Source organism: Sulfurovum sp. TSL1 (assembly GCF_019972135.1).
Lineage (GTDB): Bacteria > Campylobacterota > Campylobacteria > Campylobacterales > Sulfurovaceae > Sulfurovum.
This window is the reverse complement of sequence record NZ_BPFI01000001.1, coordinates 795,146-814,015: the sequence shown is the minus strand read 5'-3', so window position 1 is coordinate 814,015 and position 18,870 is coordinate 795,146. Positions and strand designations below refer to the sequence as shown.

Genomic DNA, 18,870 nt, shown 5'->3' with positions numbered 1-18,870 from the left:
ATTTAGCCTATTGGTGTTCCAGCCGTTTTCGGCTTTTCTGGACGTATCATACACAGACCGTTCTCATCTTTGGCTGCAAGAAGCATACCTTCACTCTTGAGACCCATCAGTTTAGCCGGTTTAAGGTTTGCTACCACACAGACCTGTGTATTGAGCATCTCTTCAGCGCTATACCACTCTTTGATACCCGCAACGACCTGTCTAGGTACCTCTTCACCGATATCGACCTGCAGTAAAAGCAGTTTCTTACTCTTTGGCACTTCCTCTGCTTTTACAACTGTTCCTACTTTAAGGGAAGTTTGGAAGAACTGGTCTATCCCTATCAGTGCAATACCCTCTTCTTTTTTTGTCTCCACTTTGGCAGTTTCTTTTTTAGGTGCCTGTTCTTTCTCTTTGACATCAACAGGTTCTGCCTGCTCCAGTAAAGGCTCCTCTATACGAGGGAAAAGAGGGTCTATCTTTTCTAGAGTGAACGGTTCAAGCAGTTGTTTCTCTTTCACCATACTGTTCCAGGAGTCATTGTCTATGGTGAAGTGCAGGGCATTTGAGATCTTTGTACATACAGCAGGCATGACAGGAGAAAGCATGATAGATACCTTTGCAAGTATCGCAGCGATCAGTCCGTTCAGGGCCATCGCTTCCTCCTCTTTACCTTCTTTCATCAGTGTCCATGGCTGGTACATATCGATGGCTTTGTTCGCTACAGTGAGCGGTCTCCAAAGCTCTTCGAGGTATCTGTGTATCTGCATATCAAAAAGCAGCGGTTCCAAACTCTCTAGAGCAGCATGTACTTCGTCAAGTTCTGCCTGATAGTATTTAGAGACATGTGCAGAGTCAACGGTACCGTCAAAGTATTTACCGCTCATTCCTATGAGTCGGTTGAGCAGGTTACCAAGGTCATTACCAAGATCAGAGTTGATGCGGTCAATAAGTGCTTTCTGGCTGAAGTCACCGTCACCGCCGAATGGTACTTCTCTTAGCATAAAGTAACGGAAGTTATCCAGCCCATAGGCATCTGCCACTTCTCTGGGGTTCACAACGTTGCCTTTGGATTTACTCATCTTCTCGCCATCTCTTGTCCACCATCCATGGGCAGCGATATGGGTAGGAAGAGGCAGTTCGAGACTCATAAGGAATGCCGGCCAGTAGATGGCATGGAAACGTAAAATATCCTTACCGATGAGTTGAACACGTGCAGGCCAGTAGTCCATATTGGCCTCATCGGTTCCATACCCAAGCGCCGTGACATAGTTCATAAGCGCATCCAGCCATACATACATCACATGTTTAGGGTCATCCATCTCTGCTGGCAGTTTCACACCCCAGTCAAAACTTGTACGTGTAATGGAAAGATCCTGCAGTCCGCCTTCAACAAAGCGGATCACTTCATTTCTTTTGCTTTTTGGTAAAATGAAATTCGGGTGCTCTTCATAATACTGAAGCAGTCTGTCCTGATATTTTGAGAGTTTGAAAAAATAACTCTCTTCTTCGACTATCGTAGTGCTCTTTCCACATTCCGGACAAAACTCATCATCCACCAATTGTATGCTGGGGAAGAAGGTCTCACAAGAGATACAGTAGTGGCCCTTATAGGTATCTTTATAGATATCCCCATTTTCATGCATGATAGAAAAGGCTTTTTGTACACCTTTCATGTGATCGGCATCTGTGGTTCTGATAAATTTATCATAAGAGATGTCAAAATCATCCCAAAGGTTTTTAAAAGTGGCTGAGATCTCATCTGCATAAGCCTGGGTCGATTTGCCTCTTGCTTTTGCAGCTTCTTCTATTTTCTGGCCGTGTTCATCGGTACCGGTAAGAAAGAAAGTATCCAATCCTGACATACGGGAGTAACGTGCAAGTGTATCTGCAATAATGGTTGTATACGCATGGCCGATGTGGGCAATGTCGTTAACGTAATAGATCGGGGTGGTGATATAAGATTTTTTGTGACATGACATAGTATGCAGTTCCTTAAACAAATGAGTTTGTAGAGTAAATTCGGTGAATATTCTAGCTAAAAAGTGCTGTGTTATGGGTGAGAATAGAAAATTATATATTTATGATGTATAATAAAACTCAGAAGAATGGAATTGCATGGGGGAAATCTAAAAGGATAAGTATGGATAACGATCCAAGTGAATTATCAGAGATAAAGAGTCACTCAAAGTCAAAGACCTATAGTGCCGAAGAGAAAGAACTCATTATGGCAAGATTGAATGAGGAAAGACTGATCCATCAAAGAGCTGAAGAGGAGCTCAAAGGTCATAAAAGATCATTTACGGAAGAAGAAAAAAAGAAGATCTTAGCCAAACTCAATGAAAAAAGACTCAGTAAGCAAAAGCGTGAAGAGATCAAGAAGAGACGCCTTCATAACAAAAAGCGTTACAAGATCGGAAATAAAGAGTTCTATAAATTCAAGAACATGGAACGGGAATATTATATCGAGGTCGCAGATTGTGATAAAATTACCAACAGAGCAAGTATTGTGACACTTTATTATAAATCTGTCAGTGAATTTGAAGTGAAGAAAAAAGACGTACTCATCAAGACTGAAATATATTCAGACAAGTTTTTTGTCTCATATAATTTAACACGTGTATATTTTAAAGGGTATTCCCTTGAAGACGAGAAGTAAAAAGAAGAGATGTATTATGTCTATATAGTAAAGTGTGCAGATGAGACACTTTATACCGGTATCGCCAAAGAACTTGAACGCAGGATCGATGAGCATAACGGTTCGGAGAAAGGTGCAAAATATACACGCGTAAGAAGACCGGTCACCTTGGTCTACAGTGAAGAGTATACAGACAGAAGTCTCGCATCAAAACGTGAATATGAGATCAAAAAAAAGATGAGCAGGGCAGAGAAGCTGAGGCTGATAGCCTCTTCCTAGAACTCAAATCCGCCGCCGGCACCTTTGCTCATACTGTCATAGACGGCCTGTACGTAACTCTCTCGCACTTCACAATCAAGCAGTTTTTCGCAAGCCATACAGCTTTTTACCTGACGTTCTGACTGACAGGCTTCCAATTCTGATTTTTTCTGTTTCAGGGCTATCTGCCACTCATCGAGTACTTGGTCTGACATTATGCCTTTACCCCGTAAGCTTCTTTGAGTGTGTTTATTTCATAATTTGAACCGAAGAAACAAGGGCTTGTATCATGCGGATGACCCGGCACAAGTTCCATCAGTCTCATGCCTTCAGCATTGATCGCCTGCCCTCCGGCCTGTTCGTACATGAAGGCAAAAGGGATGACTTCAAAAAGTTGTCTGAGTTTTCCGTCTGGCTTGTCAGATGTACTTGGATAGGAAAAGATCCCGCCACCCTTGAGAAGTATCTGGTGAAGGTCAGGTACCATACCGCCAGAGTATCTGAGACGGTACCCTTCAGCAAAAAGGCCGTCTACAAAGGTTTTATGCACTTTGCTCCAGTTCTGTTGTGTCCCGCCGGGAGCATTGAGTTTTCCTTTTTCATCCAGTGTGACTTCGGAAATGAAGTTGAAAAGCCCTTCCTGTGCTCTGTAATGTTTAGGTTTGGCATTTCTTGTTGCCGTCATAAGTTCAATACGCGGACCATAGACCACATAGGCAGAGGCGACAAGGTTTTCAGCTTTCAACTCCCCTTCATAGATACCGAAGATAGACCCTACAGAGAGGTTGACATCTGCGAGACTTGAACCATCGAGGGGATCATAACAGATCGTGTATTTCCCCTCATCATGCAATGCTAAGACACCTTCTTTCTCTTCACTGACCAAAGCTTTTACAAGTGAGACATTTTTAAAAGCCTCTTCTACGATATAGTCACTTTTTACATCCAGTTTCAGCTGATCTTCACCTGATGTGTTTTCAGTGTTACTGTACCCCAGGTCTTCGGTTTTAATGGCGTGGTCTATTTTGATCGCAATTTTTTCAATGGTTTCAAATATGGTTAACATCTCTTGTCCTCTTTTACATTATAGTTGTTTTGCATGCGCATGGATCCACTCTATGATCTGGGCAGTATTGTTCAGATCCAGTATATCGATACTCTCTGGTATCGCATAGGTTGCAATGTCGATCGTGTCATCAATCGCTATGGCTTCACTGCAGGAAAAATAACTTTCGTCGATCTTGTTCCTGAAAACAGCAATACGCGGCAGCGGAAGGGTTTTAAGTCCTTCAACAAGCAGAATATCAAAATCATGGATCATGGCTACGATATCGTCCAGTGTTTTTTCTCTTTGTGAGAAGTAGGTCGTTCTTGTAGGCGAAGTGACCACGACCTCAGCACCCGTTTGTGAGAATTTATGGCTGTCTTTTCCTTCTACATCGAACTGTGCTTTGTCTTTAGGGTCATTTTTGATGATGGCGACTTTACATTCTTGTATCAATGTTCGTGCAACTTTTTCCACCAGAGTGGTTTTCCCACTGTTTGACGGACCGGTGAATGCAACAGCAACTCTTTTACTCACAGTATGATTTCCTTGAATAATGATTAATTGCATTATACATCAATCTTTATTGAATGTATGTTAAAATCCGTATGAATTACAAGGAGTGCACATGGTTAGGTCATGTTTATCGTTCATAGCCATAGCGCTTCTTCTTGGATGCACATCAAAACAAGAGTCAGATCTGATCCAAGGCTATAGTAAAAAAGTGACCTATCATAAACAGTTACAAAAAACAGAAAAGATACAACTCTATCAGGACAATGTGACCAAGGTCATGTTAACTGCAACCTATCTCTATACTCCGGACTTTGAAGATCATGATACCCGAGATGAAGTTTTTATCGTGGGATTGCACAGCGAAGGTCAGGCAGAAGGTGCGTTGAATTCCGAGGGGAACAGCTTAACACTCAACGGGAAAAGACCTAAAGAGATCAAAGCACTGAGCCCTGAGGATGAACGGTTAAAAACGTTATCTTTTGTGACCCCGTGGAGCCGTTATTATCTGGTAACCTTCCCCCATGAATCAAGCAAAAAGATCACACTCCTCTTTGAGAGTACATCGTATGGAAAAGGTGCGTTACACTTTGCCAAAGTGGCCAAATATGTCTTGACCAAAGAGGCGCTCTGATAAGAAGTGTTTTGGGTGCTACTTTCTGAATGTATCGGTTTCAGAAGGTGATGCCAGTACTTTCAAGAGTGGAAAGATGCGTGTGGTCACCCCCAGTTTATTGAGATAGATGACATAATTTGCCAGTACTTTTTTCCCATACTCTTTAGCTTCCTCATTTTCCATTTTTTCCATGCTCATATAGGGTTCATAGGGACCTCTTCTGAAGTTATGTTTGTTGGTAATATGCCTTCTGGTGAAACCTATACCCCCGTTGTACGCATAAGCGATGAAAAGCGGATGGAAAAGGTACTTGGTGAGATAGTCAAGGTGGAAATTTGCATACTCTATGGCCTTGTAGGGGTTGAATATCTCATCATAATCGATCTGCTCCCCTTTCTCTTTGGACACATGCTCGATAAGAAACGGCATGAACTGCATCATTCCCAATGCAAAGGAACGTGAGACAGAAGCCGGGACAAAGCGGCTCTCCTGTCGTGCGATGGCATAGATCAGTGCCTGACGCTCTGGGGTCATATGTTTCATAGCCTTACGGTAAGGCATGGGAAAATAAGACTCCGTGTAGTTGCACGCTTTGGCTTTGAGGTAGGTATAGATGCCTATCGTTTCTTGCGATTTATGTTCATCGGCCAGATCATCCAGATCCACACCTGAATTCATTTTCTGTTTCACTTTGGCCCATTCGATAGGATCTTCGATATCAAACCCCCATGTACTGCTTTTCCAAAGGGACTCGGTAATGGTTTTAGGGTATCTTCCGTTGATGGCGTCCGCTGCCATTAATGTATAGATATTGACATCACAGCTTTCACGTAACAGCTCTAGATATTTATCTTCTTTTGTACTCAGATAGAGCCAGAAGAGAGACTTGTCTACATCATAACGCTGCAGATAGTTGTTACGGGCATCTTCAAAATAATTTGCTGCCTGCTTAGGTTTTCTCTGCTGCATCAGCGCAAGTCCATGCTTGAAACTTTTGTGTGCGTTGCTTCTTCTTTTCCAGTTTTTGTTTGCTTCTCCGGTTGCTGTCAACTTTGGGAGCTCAATCGTTGACCCGGTTCTGTTTTTGTAGGCTGTCCGAAGCTTTGTATTGAGGCTGCTTGCTTCAAAGATGATCTTTTTGGCTTCAGCAGCTGTGGTCGTGATCTGTGAAAGAAAACGCCAGATATAGTAATCTTTTTCTACACTCTTTGGCATCTTGTGTATCTGTTCGTAGGTGAACTTTTTTGCCTGCAGTGAGGATGTACCTACAGAGAGTACAAACAGCAATGAAATAAAAAGAAACTTCACGCGCATCTATTATCCGAGTACAGCACGCATCATAAAATTATCGATCAGTTGCAGTCCCAAGATAATCACCAGCGGAGAGAGGTCGATGCCTGAAAATACGACAAACGGCATTTTACGTCTGATGAAGCTAAGAACAGGTTCGGTTAAACGGTAGAGTATCTGTACGATGGGATTGTAAGGATCAGGTCGTACAAAACTCAGTAGTGCAGCGATGATCACTATCCAGATATAAAGGTTCAGTACGGTGTGGATCGTTTGTACAATGGCGTAGATAAGAGCATTCATGATGCTACCTCCAGTAAATATGGTTTGATAAGCGGATAGATCCGGGAAAGTTCAGGTCCATGTTCCGCACCTGTAAGGATGAGTCTTAACGGTGTAAAGAAATCCTCTCCCTGTAATCCGCTCTCTTTTAGGATATGTGCTTTAAAGTCGTTAAAATCGTTGATCATAGGAGCATTCTGGATGATCTCTTCCATGGTCTGCATCTGGGCACCCCATTTACCTTCAAAATCTTTAGGTGCAAAGATAGGTTTGATCTTTGATTCAAGTTCGTTGATCGTACTCACCTCTTCAAGGTAGAGCTTGGCCAGTTTTCCGATGTCTGCATCTGCAAAACCAAAAAGTGTAGAGAGACGTTTGTCATCCATACGTTTTAAGTGTTCTCTGTTGATAAAACGGAGTGTATCTATGTCAAACTTTACAGAGGATCTGGAAAGTGTGCTAAGATCGAACCATTTCAGTGCCTCGGGCATGGTGAAGATCTCTGATGGCGTTTGGTTCCCAAGCAGTATCAGGTAGTTGGCGATCGCATCGGGGATGAATCCCTGTTCAAAGAGCCATTTGACCGAGCCGGCATCCTCCTCCTGGCCCATCTTCTTACCTTCGGTATTCAGTATAACAGGAAGATGTGCGTACGTGGTCTCCTCTTCATATCCAAGGAGTGTTTTGATGTGCTTTTGTCTCGGAGTGTGTAAGAGGTACTCCTCACTACGGATGATGAGACTGATCCCTGAGATCATATCATCACAGGCACAAGCAAAGTCATAGGTGGGTGTTCCGTCAGTTTTTAGAATGACAAAAGAGTCTACTTCATCGGGTGCAGTCTCAAACTCTCCATGGATAAGGTCATGGGTGACTATAGGTGCATCCGGGGCTTTGATACGCAGGACAAAGGGTTTCTTCTCTTCTTTAAGTTTATGAAGCTCTTCCGCACCGATAGAAGCACACCGGCCACTGTAGTGGTAGGACGCCTTGTTCTGTTCTGCCACTTCTCTATCTGCATCAAGCTGCTCAGATGTACAGGTACAGACAAATGCCTTTTTCTCTTCAAGGAGCCGGATCGCCAATGTCTGGTGTATATGAAGGTTTTCACTTTGGTGAAAGACACTGTCGTGAGGAAGCGCAAATTTCTCAAGGATATCCATGATCTCAGTATCTTTGCCGGTGATGTTTCGTTCTTTGTCACTGTCTTCGATACGTACAATGAAGTTGACATCTTTCTGTTTGGCTGCCATGTAGTTAAATATGGCAACACGTAGTTGTTCTATGTGCATATCACCGGTCGGTGACGGGGCAAATCTAAGCATGTATCCTACTCCAAAAGTTGTGCGTTTATAAGAGTGTTATTATAGTGGGATTAATTTATAAATATTTTAAAGTGCCATACGTTTAACGATGCTTTTTACTTTGGAGCACTTTCTCGTTGGTCAACCTGCCATTTCTATGTCCTCAATATGCATTATCTAAGATGTGATAAGCTCTAATTGGATAAAATACAGCTTTAAAATCAAAAGGTTTAATAATAATGAGTGAGAGCAAAGATTTTTTACGTACGATAGTTGAAGAGGACTTAGCATCAGGCAAGTATAAAGAAGTTCATACAAGATTTCCTCCAGAGCCTAATGGTTTCCCGCATATTGGACATGCCAAATCTATCGCTATCAATTTTGGTATTGCCCGTGATTATCATGGCCGCTGCAACCTTAGAATGGATGATACCAACCCGACTACAGAAGACACGAAATATGTTGAAGCACTCAAAGATGCTGTACATTGGCTTGGATTTGAATGGGATAACAGTGTACGTTATACTTCTGATTATTTCCCTGAACTCTATGCGTATGCTGTTGCATTGATTAAAATGGGCAAGGCGTATGTTGACAGTCTCAGCGAAGAGGAGATCCGTGAGTATCGCGGAACGGTCACCGAGCCCGGACGCCGCAGTCAATATGCACAGCGCAGTGTTGAAGAGAATCTGGACCTTTTTGAGAGAATGAAAAACGGCGAGTTCAAAGACGGTGAACATGTCCTTAGAGCCAAGATCGATATGAGTGCGGCCAATATGAAAATGAGAGATCCGCTTCTCTATCGTATCAGACATGCACACCATTACAGAGCAGGGGATAAGTGGCATATTTACCCGATGTATGACTTTGGTCACTGTCTCTCTGACTATATTGAGGGGATTACCCACTCTATCTGTACCCTGGAGTTTGAAAACAATCGTGATATTTATGATTGGGTACTTGATACGCTGGAGCTTAGGCCGCCAAGACCTTATCAGCATGAGTTTGCAAGACTCGCAATCAACTATACGGTGATGAGTAAGAGAAAGCTTTTAGAATTAGTAAATGAAGGAAGGGTGAGCGGTTGGGATGACCCTCGTATGCCTACGATCGCGGGATACAGAAGAAGAGGGTATACACCTGAGTCTATTCTGAACTTCTGCGATCAGATAGGTATCGCCAAGGCAAACTCAACGGTGGATGTTTCCCAACTTGAGTTTTGTATCAGGGATGATCTCAATACCAAAGTACCGCGTGTGATGTGTGTGCTTGACCCGCTCAAAGTCACCATTGAAAACTATGAGGGGTCAGAAGAACTTGATGCACCATACTACCCGCATGATGTACCTAAAGAGGGTTCAAGAAAGATACCTTTTTCAAAAGAGATCTATATTGAGCGTGATGACTTTACGGAGAACCCTCCAAAGGGTTACTACCGTCTTACCCCAGAGCAACCGGTGAGACTTAGACATGCGTATATCATTACGTGTAAGGAAGTGATCAAAGATGCCGATGGCAATATCACAGAGATAAAAGCAGAATACCATCCGGATTCCAAAAGTGGTGCCGATACCAGTGGCATCAAGGTAAAAAGTGCGATCCAGTGGGTCGATGCAGACAAGGCTAAAAGCGTTGAACTCAGACTGTATGACAGACTCTTTAAAGATGAAGCGCCTGAAGGGCTGGAAGATATCAATCCAGACTCTTTGAAAGTGGTCAAAAATGCATTGATCGAACCTGCTGTCATTACGGACAGACCTGATGAGAGATTCCAGTTTGAAAGACAGGGGTATTTCTATGCTGATCCTATAGACTACACGGATGAAACACCGGTGTTCAATAAGATCGTCGGACTTAAAGACTCTTGGAGCAAAAAGACAAAGGCACAGGAAAGTGCACCTAAAAACGAGTGCAAACCTCAAGCTAAAAAAGTACAAATCGATGGTGAAGTAGAGCCTATGAGTGAGGCTGAACAGGCACTGTTTGATACGTATACCAGAGACCTTGAACTCAACAGTGAAGTTGCCAACACGTTGGCACGTGACGCGCAACTCTCTTCTTTTTATGAAGAGGCTCTATCTGTAAACAATAGTCCTGTAACGATCGCAAATATCGTGGCTAATGAAGTAGCAAGAGAGTTCAAAGAGAAGCACGCAGATGCGTTGAAATTTGACGCAAATCAAATAGCCGGGCTTGTGAAGATGGTCGATGACGGGACTATTTCAAATAAAATTGCCAAACAAGTATTTGAAGAAATGACTAAGAGCGGAGAAGATCCAGCAAAGATCGTTGAAGCTAAAGGACTTGTTCAGATCAGTGACCCATCACAAATATCACCTATTATTGATGAGGTCATCACTAAAAATCCGGATAATGTTGAAAAGTTCAAAGCAGGAAATACAAAATTATTAGGCTTCTTTGTAGGACAAGTACTCAAAGCCACAGGTGGCAAAGCTAATCCGCAAGTGGTCAATGCACTAGTGGCTGAGAAGTTAAAGTAATACGAGAACGATAACAACCAATTACATAACCTTATCATAAGAGCTGGTTCCCCTCATTGCACCTCTTATGAGGTGGCAAAGGATAGATATGAAGAAGACAATAGACCTGACCATTAGACCACAATATATCAAAAACTACACGAACGGGTATCCTTTGATCTCCAAAGAGTTTATGGTTGACTGGGACCAAGTAAAAACTGAGGGAACGATCGTTCACCTGTTTGATGATAGAAAAAAGTTTATCGCTAAAGGGTATTACGGTATTCAAAACAAAGGGCATGGCTGGGTACTCTCCACTAAAAAAGAGGAAAAGATCGATGTCGCATTTTTCAGTGCTAAGATTAAAGAGGCTGTCCAATACCGAAACGATCTCTACCATGATGAAACCACAACAGCGTTCAGGGTCTTTAACGGTGAAGGCGATGGTGTAGGCGGTTTAACGATAGATTATTTTGACGGCTTCTATCTGGTGACCTGGTACAGTCTGGGTATCTATGCATTCAGAGAAGCGATCCTGGAAGCGCTGAAGTCTCAGGTAGAATATAAGGGTATCTATCAGAAAAAGAGATTTGATGCCAAAGGCCAATATCTTGATGACACTGATGATTTTGTCTGTGGCAGCAGAGGTGAATTTCCTTTGACCGTAAAAGAAAACGGTGTACATTTTGCCATCTATCTGGATGATGGGCCTATGGTGGGTGTCTTTTTAGACCAGAGAGAAGTGAGAAAAACACTTCGTGACAGTTATGCCAAAGGGAAAACTGTACTGAACACCTTCTCCTATACAGGGGCATTTTCCGTGTGTGCCGCCCTGGGCGGTGCAGCAAAGACCACCAGTGTGGACCTTGCCAAAAGAAGCCGCAGTAAAACAGAAGAACAGTTCCGTATTAACGGCATTGATCCCAAGGCGCATGATATCATTGTCGAGGATGTCTTCCATTATTTTAAATATGCGGTCAGAAAAGAGATACTGTTCGATGTGGTGGTACTCGATCCGCCAAGTTTTGCCAGATCGAAGAAACATACCTTCTCTGTAGCAAAAGACTATGTTAAACTCCTCAAAGAAGCGATACAGATCACACAGAAGGGTGGTGTGATCATTGCATCAACGAATTATGCAAATTTGAACATGGTGAAGTTCAAAGATTTTATAGACAAGGCCTTTAAAGAACTGGGTGGCAAGTACAAAATAGAACATACGTTTTCTCTACCAAAGGATTTCAGAGTCATGGATACGTTTAAAGAGGGAGATTACCTTAAAGTAGTGTTTATTAGAAAAGTATCTTAAGTGCAATGATCTTATCAAAGCAAAGGTTGTTAATAACTGTTAACTATCTTATGTTATTATAAATCCAAAACCTTGAGTAAAATGATCAAATGTACGATGTGTCTTATCAATATCAAGGATAAAAGATGCAAAAAACAATTTTTTTAGTACTTTTTTCTTATCTTTCCCTTCTTTACGGAGATGTACAATCAAAGGTACTAGACCTTTCAAACTCACACTATGAGATCGGCGAATTGATGCTTGAGTATGAGGATACGACTGCGAATATGACACTATCCGAGATACGCCATCTCCCTTCTGAGGTATTTACACCACTCAATAAACCAGTGGCAAGCCATCCATTTACAAATGCAGCATTTTGGTATAAGTTCAGAGTGATCAATAATGAAAATAGACCTTTATCCAGACTTATCATCTTTGAACCAGCCTGGCTTGACTCAGTGAACTTCACTGTGATATCTTCACAAGGTGAAGTAAAAACCTACCAGGGTGGTGATATGTATCCTTATTCAAAAAGAGCGATCGATTACTATCTTATCAATTTCGAACATAGCTTTGAGCCAGGTATCTCTACTGTTTATCTTCAAGTGAAAACAAGAGATCCTTTTATTGTGGCACTCTCTATCATGGATAAAGTAGCATTTTTAGCCAAACAGATTGATGCTGCTACGTATATTGGTTTGGTGTATGGTGGTATTATTGCCATGTTATTCTATAATCTTTTTCTATATTTAGGTACGAAAGCCCGCTATTATGCTTATTATGTTTTATTCTTAGGTGCATTTTTTGGGATGAATGCTTCCTATAACGGCTATACATTTATGTACCTCTTTCCTAATTCACCCAGTGTACAAAACTGGACACAGTCTACATCCATCTATTTTTATGTTGTGACTGTACTGATTTTTGCAAGTTCATTCCTAAATCTTTTTAAATACCATCATACGCTCTATAACATCACAAAATTTCTGATCTTTGGTGTTATCGGTGTAGCAGTACTTTCAGCCATGTTCGGTGGCTATTATTATCATGTGATACTTGCCTTTATATCCATACTGTTGATCAGTATTTATCTATTTATTATTGCTCTGTATATTTTGCTCAAAGGTAATCGTTCAGCCCGATTTTTTCTTCTTGGGACTGCCAGTGGTCTGATAGGTGCTTTTATTACTGCTTTGACGGTCATGTCTTATATCCCGTATACCTATCTGACCTATAAAGCAATTGACTTAGGTATGTATGTCGATGTGGTTCTTTTATCCATGGCACTGGCTGATCGAATGAAAATGACACAGGAGAAAAGGGTCATAGCAGAAAAAGAGGCAAAAACGGATATCTTAACTGGACTTTATAACCGTAGAGCCTACTATGAGATCTCTCACAAAGAGTTCCAGAGACTCTTAAGACATAATAGATGTCTCTCTGTCATTATGTTTGATATTGATCATTTTAAAGAGATCAATGATAGCTATGGACATGGTGCAGGAGACAATGTATTGAAATGTGTGGCAAAGATCGTTAAAGATGTGATTAGAGAGTATGACTATGCTTTTAGAATGGGTGGTGATGAGTTTTTGGTTTTACTGCCTGAAACCAATGAGCAACAAGCCTTGTTCCTTGCAGAGCGTATCAGAAAAAGAGTAGCAAATAAAAAGTTCATAGAGAAGGATGATAAGTTCTTTATCACTGCAAGTTTTGGCATCAGTCAATACAATCATATTGAAAGAAGCATAGAGACCATTGTAAAAAGGGCAGATAAAGCACTCTATGAGGTGAAGGAATGCGGTAGGAATAGTGTGAAAGTACTCTATAGATTTCACAGAGTGTAAGGGTAGAAAAATAAAACACCTACAATCTCTTACCCTATGAAGCCAGATAATAATCCAAAGTAAAAGTCATATCTTCATCCAGATCAAGATTCGCTCTCATCCATGTAATGTAGCCTCTGTCCTCATGTACGACTTCGGCGATCTCTCTGTCTTTGTACTTCCCGAATTTGAAGGTTTTCATCATGACCGGGGTTTGGGTGAGTTCTGCCAGTTTCTGCATAGGGTTTATACCTGCAAACTTCTCTTGTGTCAGACGTACCAGTTTGGAAAGAAGCAATTTCATCACAAGCACATCACCTATTGCATCATGTGCTTTGATAGTAATGCCGATTTTTTGCGCTTCTGCTTGTTCGATCTGATAGAGTTCAAGTGCGTAGCGCAGGTACTGAAGTCGGTGATTAGGGCTCTCAGGAAGCAGGTGCTTGGCACATCGCAGTGTGTCTATCAGTGTATAGTGATTTTCAAATCCCTCTTTTTCCAGCATTGCCAGATCAAAAGCAATATTATGCGCGATAAGATAATTCTCTTTTTGGTTGAATTGCTGTAACTTCAGTGCAAAATCGGTTTCATCGTAGAGGCCTTTGTCTGCTATCCGGTCAGGTGTGATGTTGTGTACTTCCATCGCTTCTATAGTGATGGGTACAGGAGCCAGGCAGAGTTCATCAAAGACTTCGATCTCGTCTTTACTGTGTACGATCATCGCACCCACCTGTATAATGCGGTCGAGCTCCTGATTTCCTGTGGTCTCTGTATCGAAAAGTACGTATTTTGCCATGCTTTATCCTTGAATCATAAAGGTAGATAGTATCGTATTTTATCTAACAACCCCAACCCTAAATGACAAATGGTATAATACTGTATATATTATGAACCCTCAGTCAACAGGTTCAATTACAGGATACACAATGGCTAAACACTTTACTTCCATCCTCTCCAGTGCATTTGGAAAATTTGCTTCTAAAGCATTCCCGTCACCGATACAAAACTTTATTAACAAAGGGTATGTAAAACTGATGGGACTTGATATGAGCGAGTTCAAAGAACCCAGTGCATATCCGACACTGAACAAACTCTTTACAAGAGCCTTTGAAACACCCAGAGCTTTGCCGGAAGAGAAGGATGCTCTGATATCGGGGGTGGATGCACTTATTACCGATGCAGGTAAGATCAAAGAGGGTAAAGCTTATCAGATCAAAGGGATGAGCTACAGTATAGAGAAGCTTTTTGGTCCATACCATCAGGAGGCAGCAAGCATGGTTGAGGGAGGAGAATTTATCAACTTCTATCTTTCACCCAAAGATTATCACCGTTATCATATGCCGATGAGACTCAAAGTGAGATCACTGACACATATCCCCGGCAAACACTATCCTGTGAACTTTCCACTGCTTCGCCATAAAGTGGATCTGTTCATCGAAAATGAGAGGGTCGTGATAGAGTGTGAAGATGAAAAGGGCAGAACACAGGTACTGGTGCTTGTAGCGGCACTCAATGTAGGTCAAATGGTCGTAACCTTTGAGGAAAAAGTGAGAACGAACTCAGAGATCAGAGAATCGGTACATTATGAGTATGAAGAATTCTGGGTAGATAGGGGAGAGTTCTATGGCTGGTTCGAGATGGGATCAACGATCTTGACCTTTTCAGAAAAAGGGAGTATATTCCCGGAAGTCGCGATCAATCAAAAAGTAAAATTTACTGATATTTTGGGTAAAGTATTATAGAAGATTACAAATAAAAGGGAGAATGGGATGAAAATTAAAGAGATAGAAGAGTATGCACAGGTCCGTGCAAAAGCAAGAGCTTACCTTTGTTATATCATAGGAAGACATATTTCTCAAACGATTACCAATGGTGATATCTCTACGGTACTTGCAAAGCTAGAACCGCTTCATGAGAGTATCCCTAATGCAGAAGCGATCTATGCATTGGATGGTAAAGGTATACAGATCATTGAAAATATCTCTAAGGATAAAAAGCTTGAGGGGATTGGTAAAGGTGAGGATAGAAGTGACAGGGCTTACTATTATAAAACACAAAGAGAACATCGTTGTACCCTGACAGAACCATACCCGTCCAATTTGAGTAATACGATGGTTGTCACTGCAGCATTTCCGATCGTAGATGAAAAAGATAATTTGATCAGCATTATTTGTGTAGATATCTCTTTGGCAAATATTTTACGCATGGTGCATCCAAGCTCCATCGACTCAGTTTCCGGAAAATTAAGTAAAGTTGCCTATACCGCATTCTCTTTCGCACTATCAGGTGTTTCACTGTTACTTTTTATCAAAGGGGTGGCGGCATTCATGCATTTTGGATTTGATTTTTCTGCCATTGACATCAATGAGATGTTCAAAGCAACGATCCTTCTGACCCTCTCCCTGGCTATTTTTGATCTCGTCAAAGCGATATTTGAGGAAGAGGTTTTAGGTAAAGAGAAAAAAGGGGCTACAGGCGAGGGACACCAGACCATGATACGCTTTTTAGGCTCCATTATTATTGCATTATCCATTGAAGCCCTGATGCTTGTCTTTAAGTTTGCACTCACAGATCCGGCCCAGCTTGTGTATGCTGTCTATCTGATTTCCGGTGTCGCATTACTTTTAGTGAGTCTTTCTGTTTACGTGAAGTTCATACAGCCAAGACTTAATGATTCGGAGAAGATGAACTAGTGGAAAAAAAACTGATCATTTTTGATATGGATGGCACCTTGGTCAACTCTTCGTTGACCATAGCCAATGCGATCAATTATGTACGTAAAAACCTGGGTTTTGAGCCTATGGCACAAGAGTATATTTTAAGATTGGTCAATGACCATACCATCAATCCTGCACAAACTTTTTACCATGCAAAAGCATTTGACAGGGACCATGAAAAATGGTTTTCAGAGTACTATACGAAAAATCATCAACAGGAATTGATACTCTATGATGGCATTAAAGAACTGCTTGATACCCTTAAGGGAAAAGGACATGATCTGGCAGTAGCGACCAATGCCTACAGAGGGTCAACGATAGAATCATTGACACATCTGGAGGTCTATGAGCATTTTGATGCTATCGCCTGTTATGATGATGTACAGCAAGGAAAACCCCACCCTGACATGCTCCACAAAATACTGGATGAGCTGGGGCACAGTAGCCATAGCGCACTTTTTATCGGTGACGGTCCGCGTGATGAGTTGGCAAGTAAAAGAGCAGAGATAGACTATATCATGGTAGACTGGGGCTTTACGGACCATATAGATGCGGTACGCAGTGTCGATGAACTGCATACCTTACTGCTGCGTTAAACATCCCTGTTTACACATACTTTTATCTTTAAGAGATCTTTCCTTTTAAAAACAGTATCAATGCTGTCGTTAATGCAATGCCCGATACGATCAAAAAAAGTCCCTGAATCCCATACAGATGTACAATAGGCTGCATGATCAGCGGAGAAGAGAACTGCCCCAGGAAGAAGCTGGATGCGAGTACACCTGAAGCTTTTCCTCTTTTATGTGCAGGTACTTTTGCAAGAAACCATGAATTGGTATTGACAAGGATCAGTCCAAACCCTATACCTATGAATGCTGTGCTGTAAAAGAGCTGTGCAATGGAGTGGGCTTGAGAAATGATGAAGAGACCCGTACCAAAAAAAATAAACGTAATGATATAGATATGTACATAGGAGAACCTCGCCTTGAGTTTGGCATATTGTCTGGAGGTGAGCGCATTGAAGATCATCGCAGTGGCAATGACCAGTCCTATCGTACTTGGCTTGCCATGCAGGGTCTCAATAATAAGATAAGGCAGTTGGGTAGGCAGCATATAAAAAAGTACCATGGCAAAAAACGCAGTGAGGTAGACAGGCCAGAGTTTGGTCTCTATTTCTATGTCACTTTCGACATGCGTATGCTTCTCAGGTTCATAGAGAGAGGTAAGCAGCAGAGGAAGAAAAAACAGAGGTAAGATATAGATAGCAAAAGGGTAGGACCAGTGGAGTTGCGCAAGCAGACCTCCGGCCGTAATAAAAACGATCCCTCCCATAGCCACGGCCATCCCCTGAACCGACATAAATCTATGCCGTGCCATTTCATCAAGGTAATCACCTATGAGTGCAGTAGAGCTGGTCATGAGCAGGGCAACAGCTATGCCCAGTACCGCTCGTCCTACAAGAATGGCATAGAAGTGTTCAAGATAAAACCCCGAGCTTCCGCCCACTACAAAGAGAATGATCCCGGTATAAAGCGGTTTTAACCTGCCGAATTTATCTACAATGATCCCGGCGACCGGGGCAAAGAGTGCAATGATGATGGAAGGAATGGTCAACATCAGCTTTGAAAGGAATTCGATATGGGGAAGATGGCTGAAGGTTTGACTGATCAGGGGAAGGGAAGAGACGACAGTAATACCTGACATCACACCCATCGTTGCGATCAGTAGTAGTGAGATCTGTATCTTTTTATTTAGTGTTTTAGACATGTGAAGCTTTATAAATGATTTTATCGTTAATATCGATTATACCTTCTTTTTAATATCGAGGTATTGAGTTGATGGCGTAATATAATGCAGTTTTTGCTATATTACAGAAAAAATGTAACGAGGAACTTTGATGTCAAAAACGCTGATAACTGACCTCATTTCTCTGCTTTTTATAGGAATGGCTTTCCTGGTACCACCTGCCTATCATGAGATATTGCTGTTTGCCGGGCTATTTGCACTCTCCGGAGCCATTACGAACCAACTGGCTATCCATATGTTGTTTGAAAAGGTACCACTGCTTTACGGCTCTGGTGTGATCGAAAAAAACTTTACTGCTTTTAAAGCATCCATACGTGAGATGATGATGAAACAGTTCTTTAGCAAAGAGCAGTTGGGAGATTTTTTTGCAAAAGAAGAAGAGAAGATAGATCTGACCCCTTTGGTCGAAGGTGCAGACTTTTCTCCTGCGTTTGATGCACTCACTAAAACGGTCATGGAGTCTAAATTCGGTGGCGCTATTGGGATGTTCGGCGGTGAAGCGGCATTGGAGGGTTTACGTGATCCTTTTTCACGTAAGCTCAAGCGTGCTGTAGGTACCATCGTCTCCTCATCTGCTTTTAAAGCACAGCTTGACCATCATATACAAAGCTCAACTTTGAATGAAGACATGATCGCTTCAGTGGAAGCATTGATCACAAAAAGGTTGGATGAACTGACACCGAAAATGGTGAAAGAACTGGTACAGGATCTGATCAAGGAACATTTAGGATGGCTTGTGGTGTGGGGAGGTGTTTTCGGTGGACTTATAGGAGTGGTATCTTCATTTTTGATCTAGTAAAGGCACACCGGTCAGTATCGTTAATG

19 protein-coding genes are annotated in these 18,870 nt (G+C 41.9%); 10 read left to right on the top strand and 9 right to left on the bottom strand.

Translation table 11 applies throughout. The annotated features are described in order from the left end of the window. Positions 1–2: 2 nt before the first annotated feature. Complete coding sequence (gene metG, locus LDM98_RS03990) at positions 3–1,982, bottom strand: methionine--tRNA ligase (protein WP_223898052.1); 1,980 nt, start codon at positions 1,980–1,982, stop codon at positions 3–5. A 140-nt stretch (positions 1,983–2,122) separates the two neighbouring features. On the opposite strand from metG, the gene LDM98_RS03985 reads away from it, so the two are divergent. Both LDM98_RS03985 and LDM98_RS03980 read left to right on the top strand, forming a co-directional pair. Further along, complete coding sequence (locus LDM98_RS03985) at positions 2,123–2,638, top strand: hypothetical protein (protein WP_223898051.1); 516 nt, start codon at positions 2,123–2,125, stop codon at positions 2,636–2,638. A 9-nt stretch (positions 2,639–2,647) separates the two neighbouring features. Next, positions 2,648–2,896, top strand: a complete 249-nt coding sequence (locus LDM98_RS03980) for a GIY-YIG nuclease family protein (RefSeq protein WP_223898050.1) — start codon at positions 2,648–2,650, stop codon at positions 2,894–2,896. On the opposite strand, the gene LDM98_RS03975 is transcribed toward LDM98_RS03980, so the two are convergent. From LDM98_RS03975 to mobB, 3 genes are read right to left on the bottom strand one after another with little or no spacing between them, the layout of a single operon-like run. Next, positions 2,893–3,090 carry a hypothetical protein gene (locus LDM98_RS03975; RefSeq protein WP_223898049.1) on the bottom strand — a complete coding sequence of 66 codons (198 nt, stop codon included), beginning with the start codon at positions 3,088–3,090 and terminating at the stop codon, positions 2,893–2,895. The two genes, LDM98_RS03980 and LDM98_RS03975, sit on opposite strands and share 4 nt — an antisense overlap. Continuing rightward, the gene (locus LDM98_RS03970; RefSeq protein ID WP_223898048.1) at positions 3,090–3,941 is read right to left on the bottom strand and encodes a class 1 fructose-bisphosphatase; all 852 of its coding nucleotides are present in this window, start codon (positions 3,939–3,941) and stop codon (positions 3,090–3,092) included. The genes LDM98_RS03975 and LDM98_RS03970 overlap by 1 nt, the downstream gene beginning before the upstream one ends. An 18-nt stretch (positions 3,942–3,959) precedes the next feature. Continuing rightward, positions 3,960–4,457, bottom strand: a complete 498-nt coding sequence (mobB, locus tag LDM98_RS03965) for a molybdopterin-guanine dinucleotide biosynthesis protein B (RefSeq protein ID WP_223898047.1) — start codon at positions 4,455–4,457, stop codon at positions 3,960–3,962. 91 nt (positions 4,458–4,548) lie between these two features. Here mobB and LDM98_RS03960 point away from each other — a divergent pair, with 91 nt between their 5' ends. After that, positions 4,549–5,067 carry a hypothetical protein gene (locus LDM98_RS03960; protein WP_223898046.1) on the top strand — a complete coding sequence of 173 codons (519 nt, stop codon included), beginning with the start codon at positions 4,549–4,551 and terminating at the stop codon, positions 5,065–5,067. 18 nt (positions 5,068–5,085) lie between these two features. Here LDM98_RS03960 and LDM98_RS03955 read toward each other — a convergent pair whose 3' ends face one another. Genes LDM98_RS03955 through gltX form a run of 3 tightly spaced genes read right to left on the bottom strand, consistent with a single transcriptional unit; the run spans position 5,086 to position 7,946 of the window. Then, complete coding sequence (locus LDM98_RS03955) at positions 5,086–6,363, bottom strand: transglycosylase SLT domain-containing protein (RefSeq protein WP_223898045.1); 1,278 nt, start codon at positions 6,361–6,363, stop codon at positions 5,086–5,088. A gap of 3 nt (positions 6,364–6,366) precedes the next feature. Then, a complete protein-coding gene (locus tag LDM98_RS03950) occupies positions 6,367–6,642 on the bottom strand; it encodes a YggT family protein (RefSeq protein ID WP_223898044.1) in 276 nt (91 codons plus the stop codon). Further along, on the bottom strand, positions 6,639–7,946 hold the full coding sequence (gene gltX / locus LDM98_RS03945; protein WP_223898043.1) for a glutamate--tRNA ligase: 1,308 nt from the start codon (positions 7,944–7,946) through the stop codon (positions 6,639–6,641). The genes LDM98_RS03950 and gltX overlap by 4 nt, the downstream gene beginning before the upstream one ends. A gap of 218 nt (positions 7,947–8,164) precedes the next feature. Here gltX and LDM98_RS03940 point away from each other — a divergent pair, with 218 nt between their 5' ends. From LDM98_RS03940 to LDM98_RS03930, 3 genes are all read left to right on the top strand, one after another. Then, a complete protein-coding gene (locus LDM98_RS03940; RefSeq protein WP_223898042.1) occupies positions 8,165–10,426 on the top strand; it encodes a glutamine--tRNA ligase/YqeY domain fusion protein in 2,262 nt (753 codons plus the stop codon). 88 nt (positions 10,427–10,514) lie between these two features. Next, on the top strand, positions 10,515–11,714 hold the full coding sequence (locus tag LDM98_RS03935) for a class I SAM-dependent rRNA methyltransferase (protein WP_223898041.1): 1,200 nt from the start codon (positions 10,515–10,517) through the stop codon (positions 11,712–11,714). Positions 11,715–11,839: 125 nt separating this feature from the next. Continuing rightward, positions 11,840–13,543 (top strand): diguanylate cyclase, encoded by a 1,704-nt coding sequence (locus tag LDM98_RS03930; protein WP_223898040.1) that lies wholly within the window; start codon positions 11,840–11,842, stop codon positions 13,541–13,543. 34 nt (positions 13,544–13,577) lie between these two features. Here the strand turns inward: LDM98_RS03930 and LDM98_RS03925 are convergent, their stop codons facing one another. Next, on the bottom strand, positions 13,578–14,318 hold the full coding sequence (locus LDM98_RS03925; RefSeq protein WP_223898039.1) for a 3'-5' exonuclease: 741 nt from the start codon (positions 14,316–14,318) through the stop codon (positions 13,578–13,580). 130 nt (positions 14,319–14,448) lie between these two features. Here LDM98_RS03925 and LDM98_RS03920 point away from each other — a divergent pair, with 130 nt between their 5' ends. From LDM98_RS03920 to LDM98_RS03910, 3 genes are read left to right on the top strand one after another with little or no spacing between them, the layout of a single operon-like run. After that, complete coding sequence (locus tag LDM98_RS03920) at positions 14,449–15,264, top strand: phosphatidylserine decarboxylase (protein ID WP_223898038.1); 816 nt, start codon at positions 14,449–14,451, stop codon at positions 15,262–15,264. 27 nt (positions 15,265–15,291) lie between these two features. Further along, the gene (locus LDM98_RS03915; RefSeq protein WP_223898037.1) at positions 15,292–16,215 is read left to right on the top strand and encodes a PDC sensor domain-containing protein; all 924 of its coding nucleotides are present in this window, start codon (positions 15,292–15,294) and stop codon (positions 16,213–16,215) included. Further along, positions 16,215–16,835, top strand: coding sequence for an HAD family hydrolase (locus LDM98_RS03910; RefSeq protein ID WP_223898036.1), 621 nt, complete (start codon positions 16,215–16,217; stop codon positions 16,833–16,835). The genes LDM98_RS03915 and LDM98_RS03910 overlap by 1 nt, the downstream gene beginning before the upstream one ends. Before the next feature lie 28 nt (positions 16,836–16,863). On the opposite strand, the gene LDM98_RS03905 is transcribed toward LDM98_RS03910, so the two are convergent. After that, a complete protein-coding gene (locus LDM98_RS03905; RefSeq protein ID WP_223898035.1) occupies positions 16,864–18,006 on the bottom strand; it encodes an MFS transporter in 1,143 nt (380 codons plus the stop codon). A 130-nt stretch (positions 18,007–18,136) separates the two neighbouring features. Here LDM98_RS03905 and LDM98_RS03900 point away from each other — a divergent pair, with 130 nt between their 5' ends. Next, complete coding sequence (locus tag LDM98_RS03900) at positions 18,137–18,841, top strand: DUF445 domain-containing protein (protein ID WP_223898034.1); 705 nt, start codon at positions 18,137–18,139, stop codon at positions 18,839–18,841. Positions 18,842–18,870 lie beyond the last annotated feature (29 nt).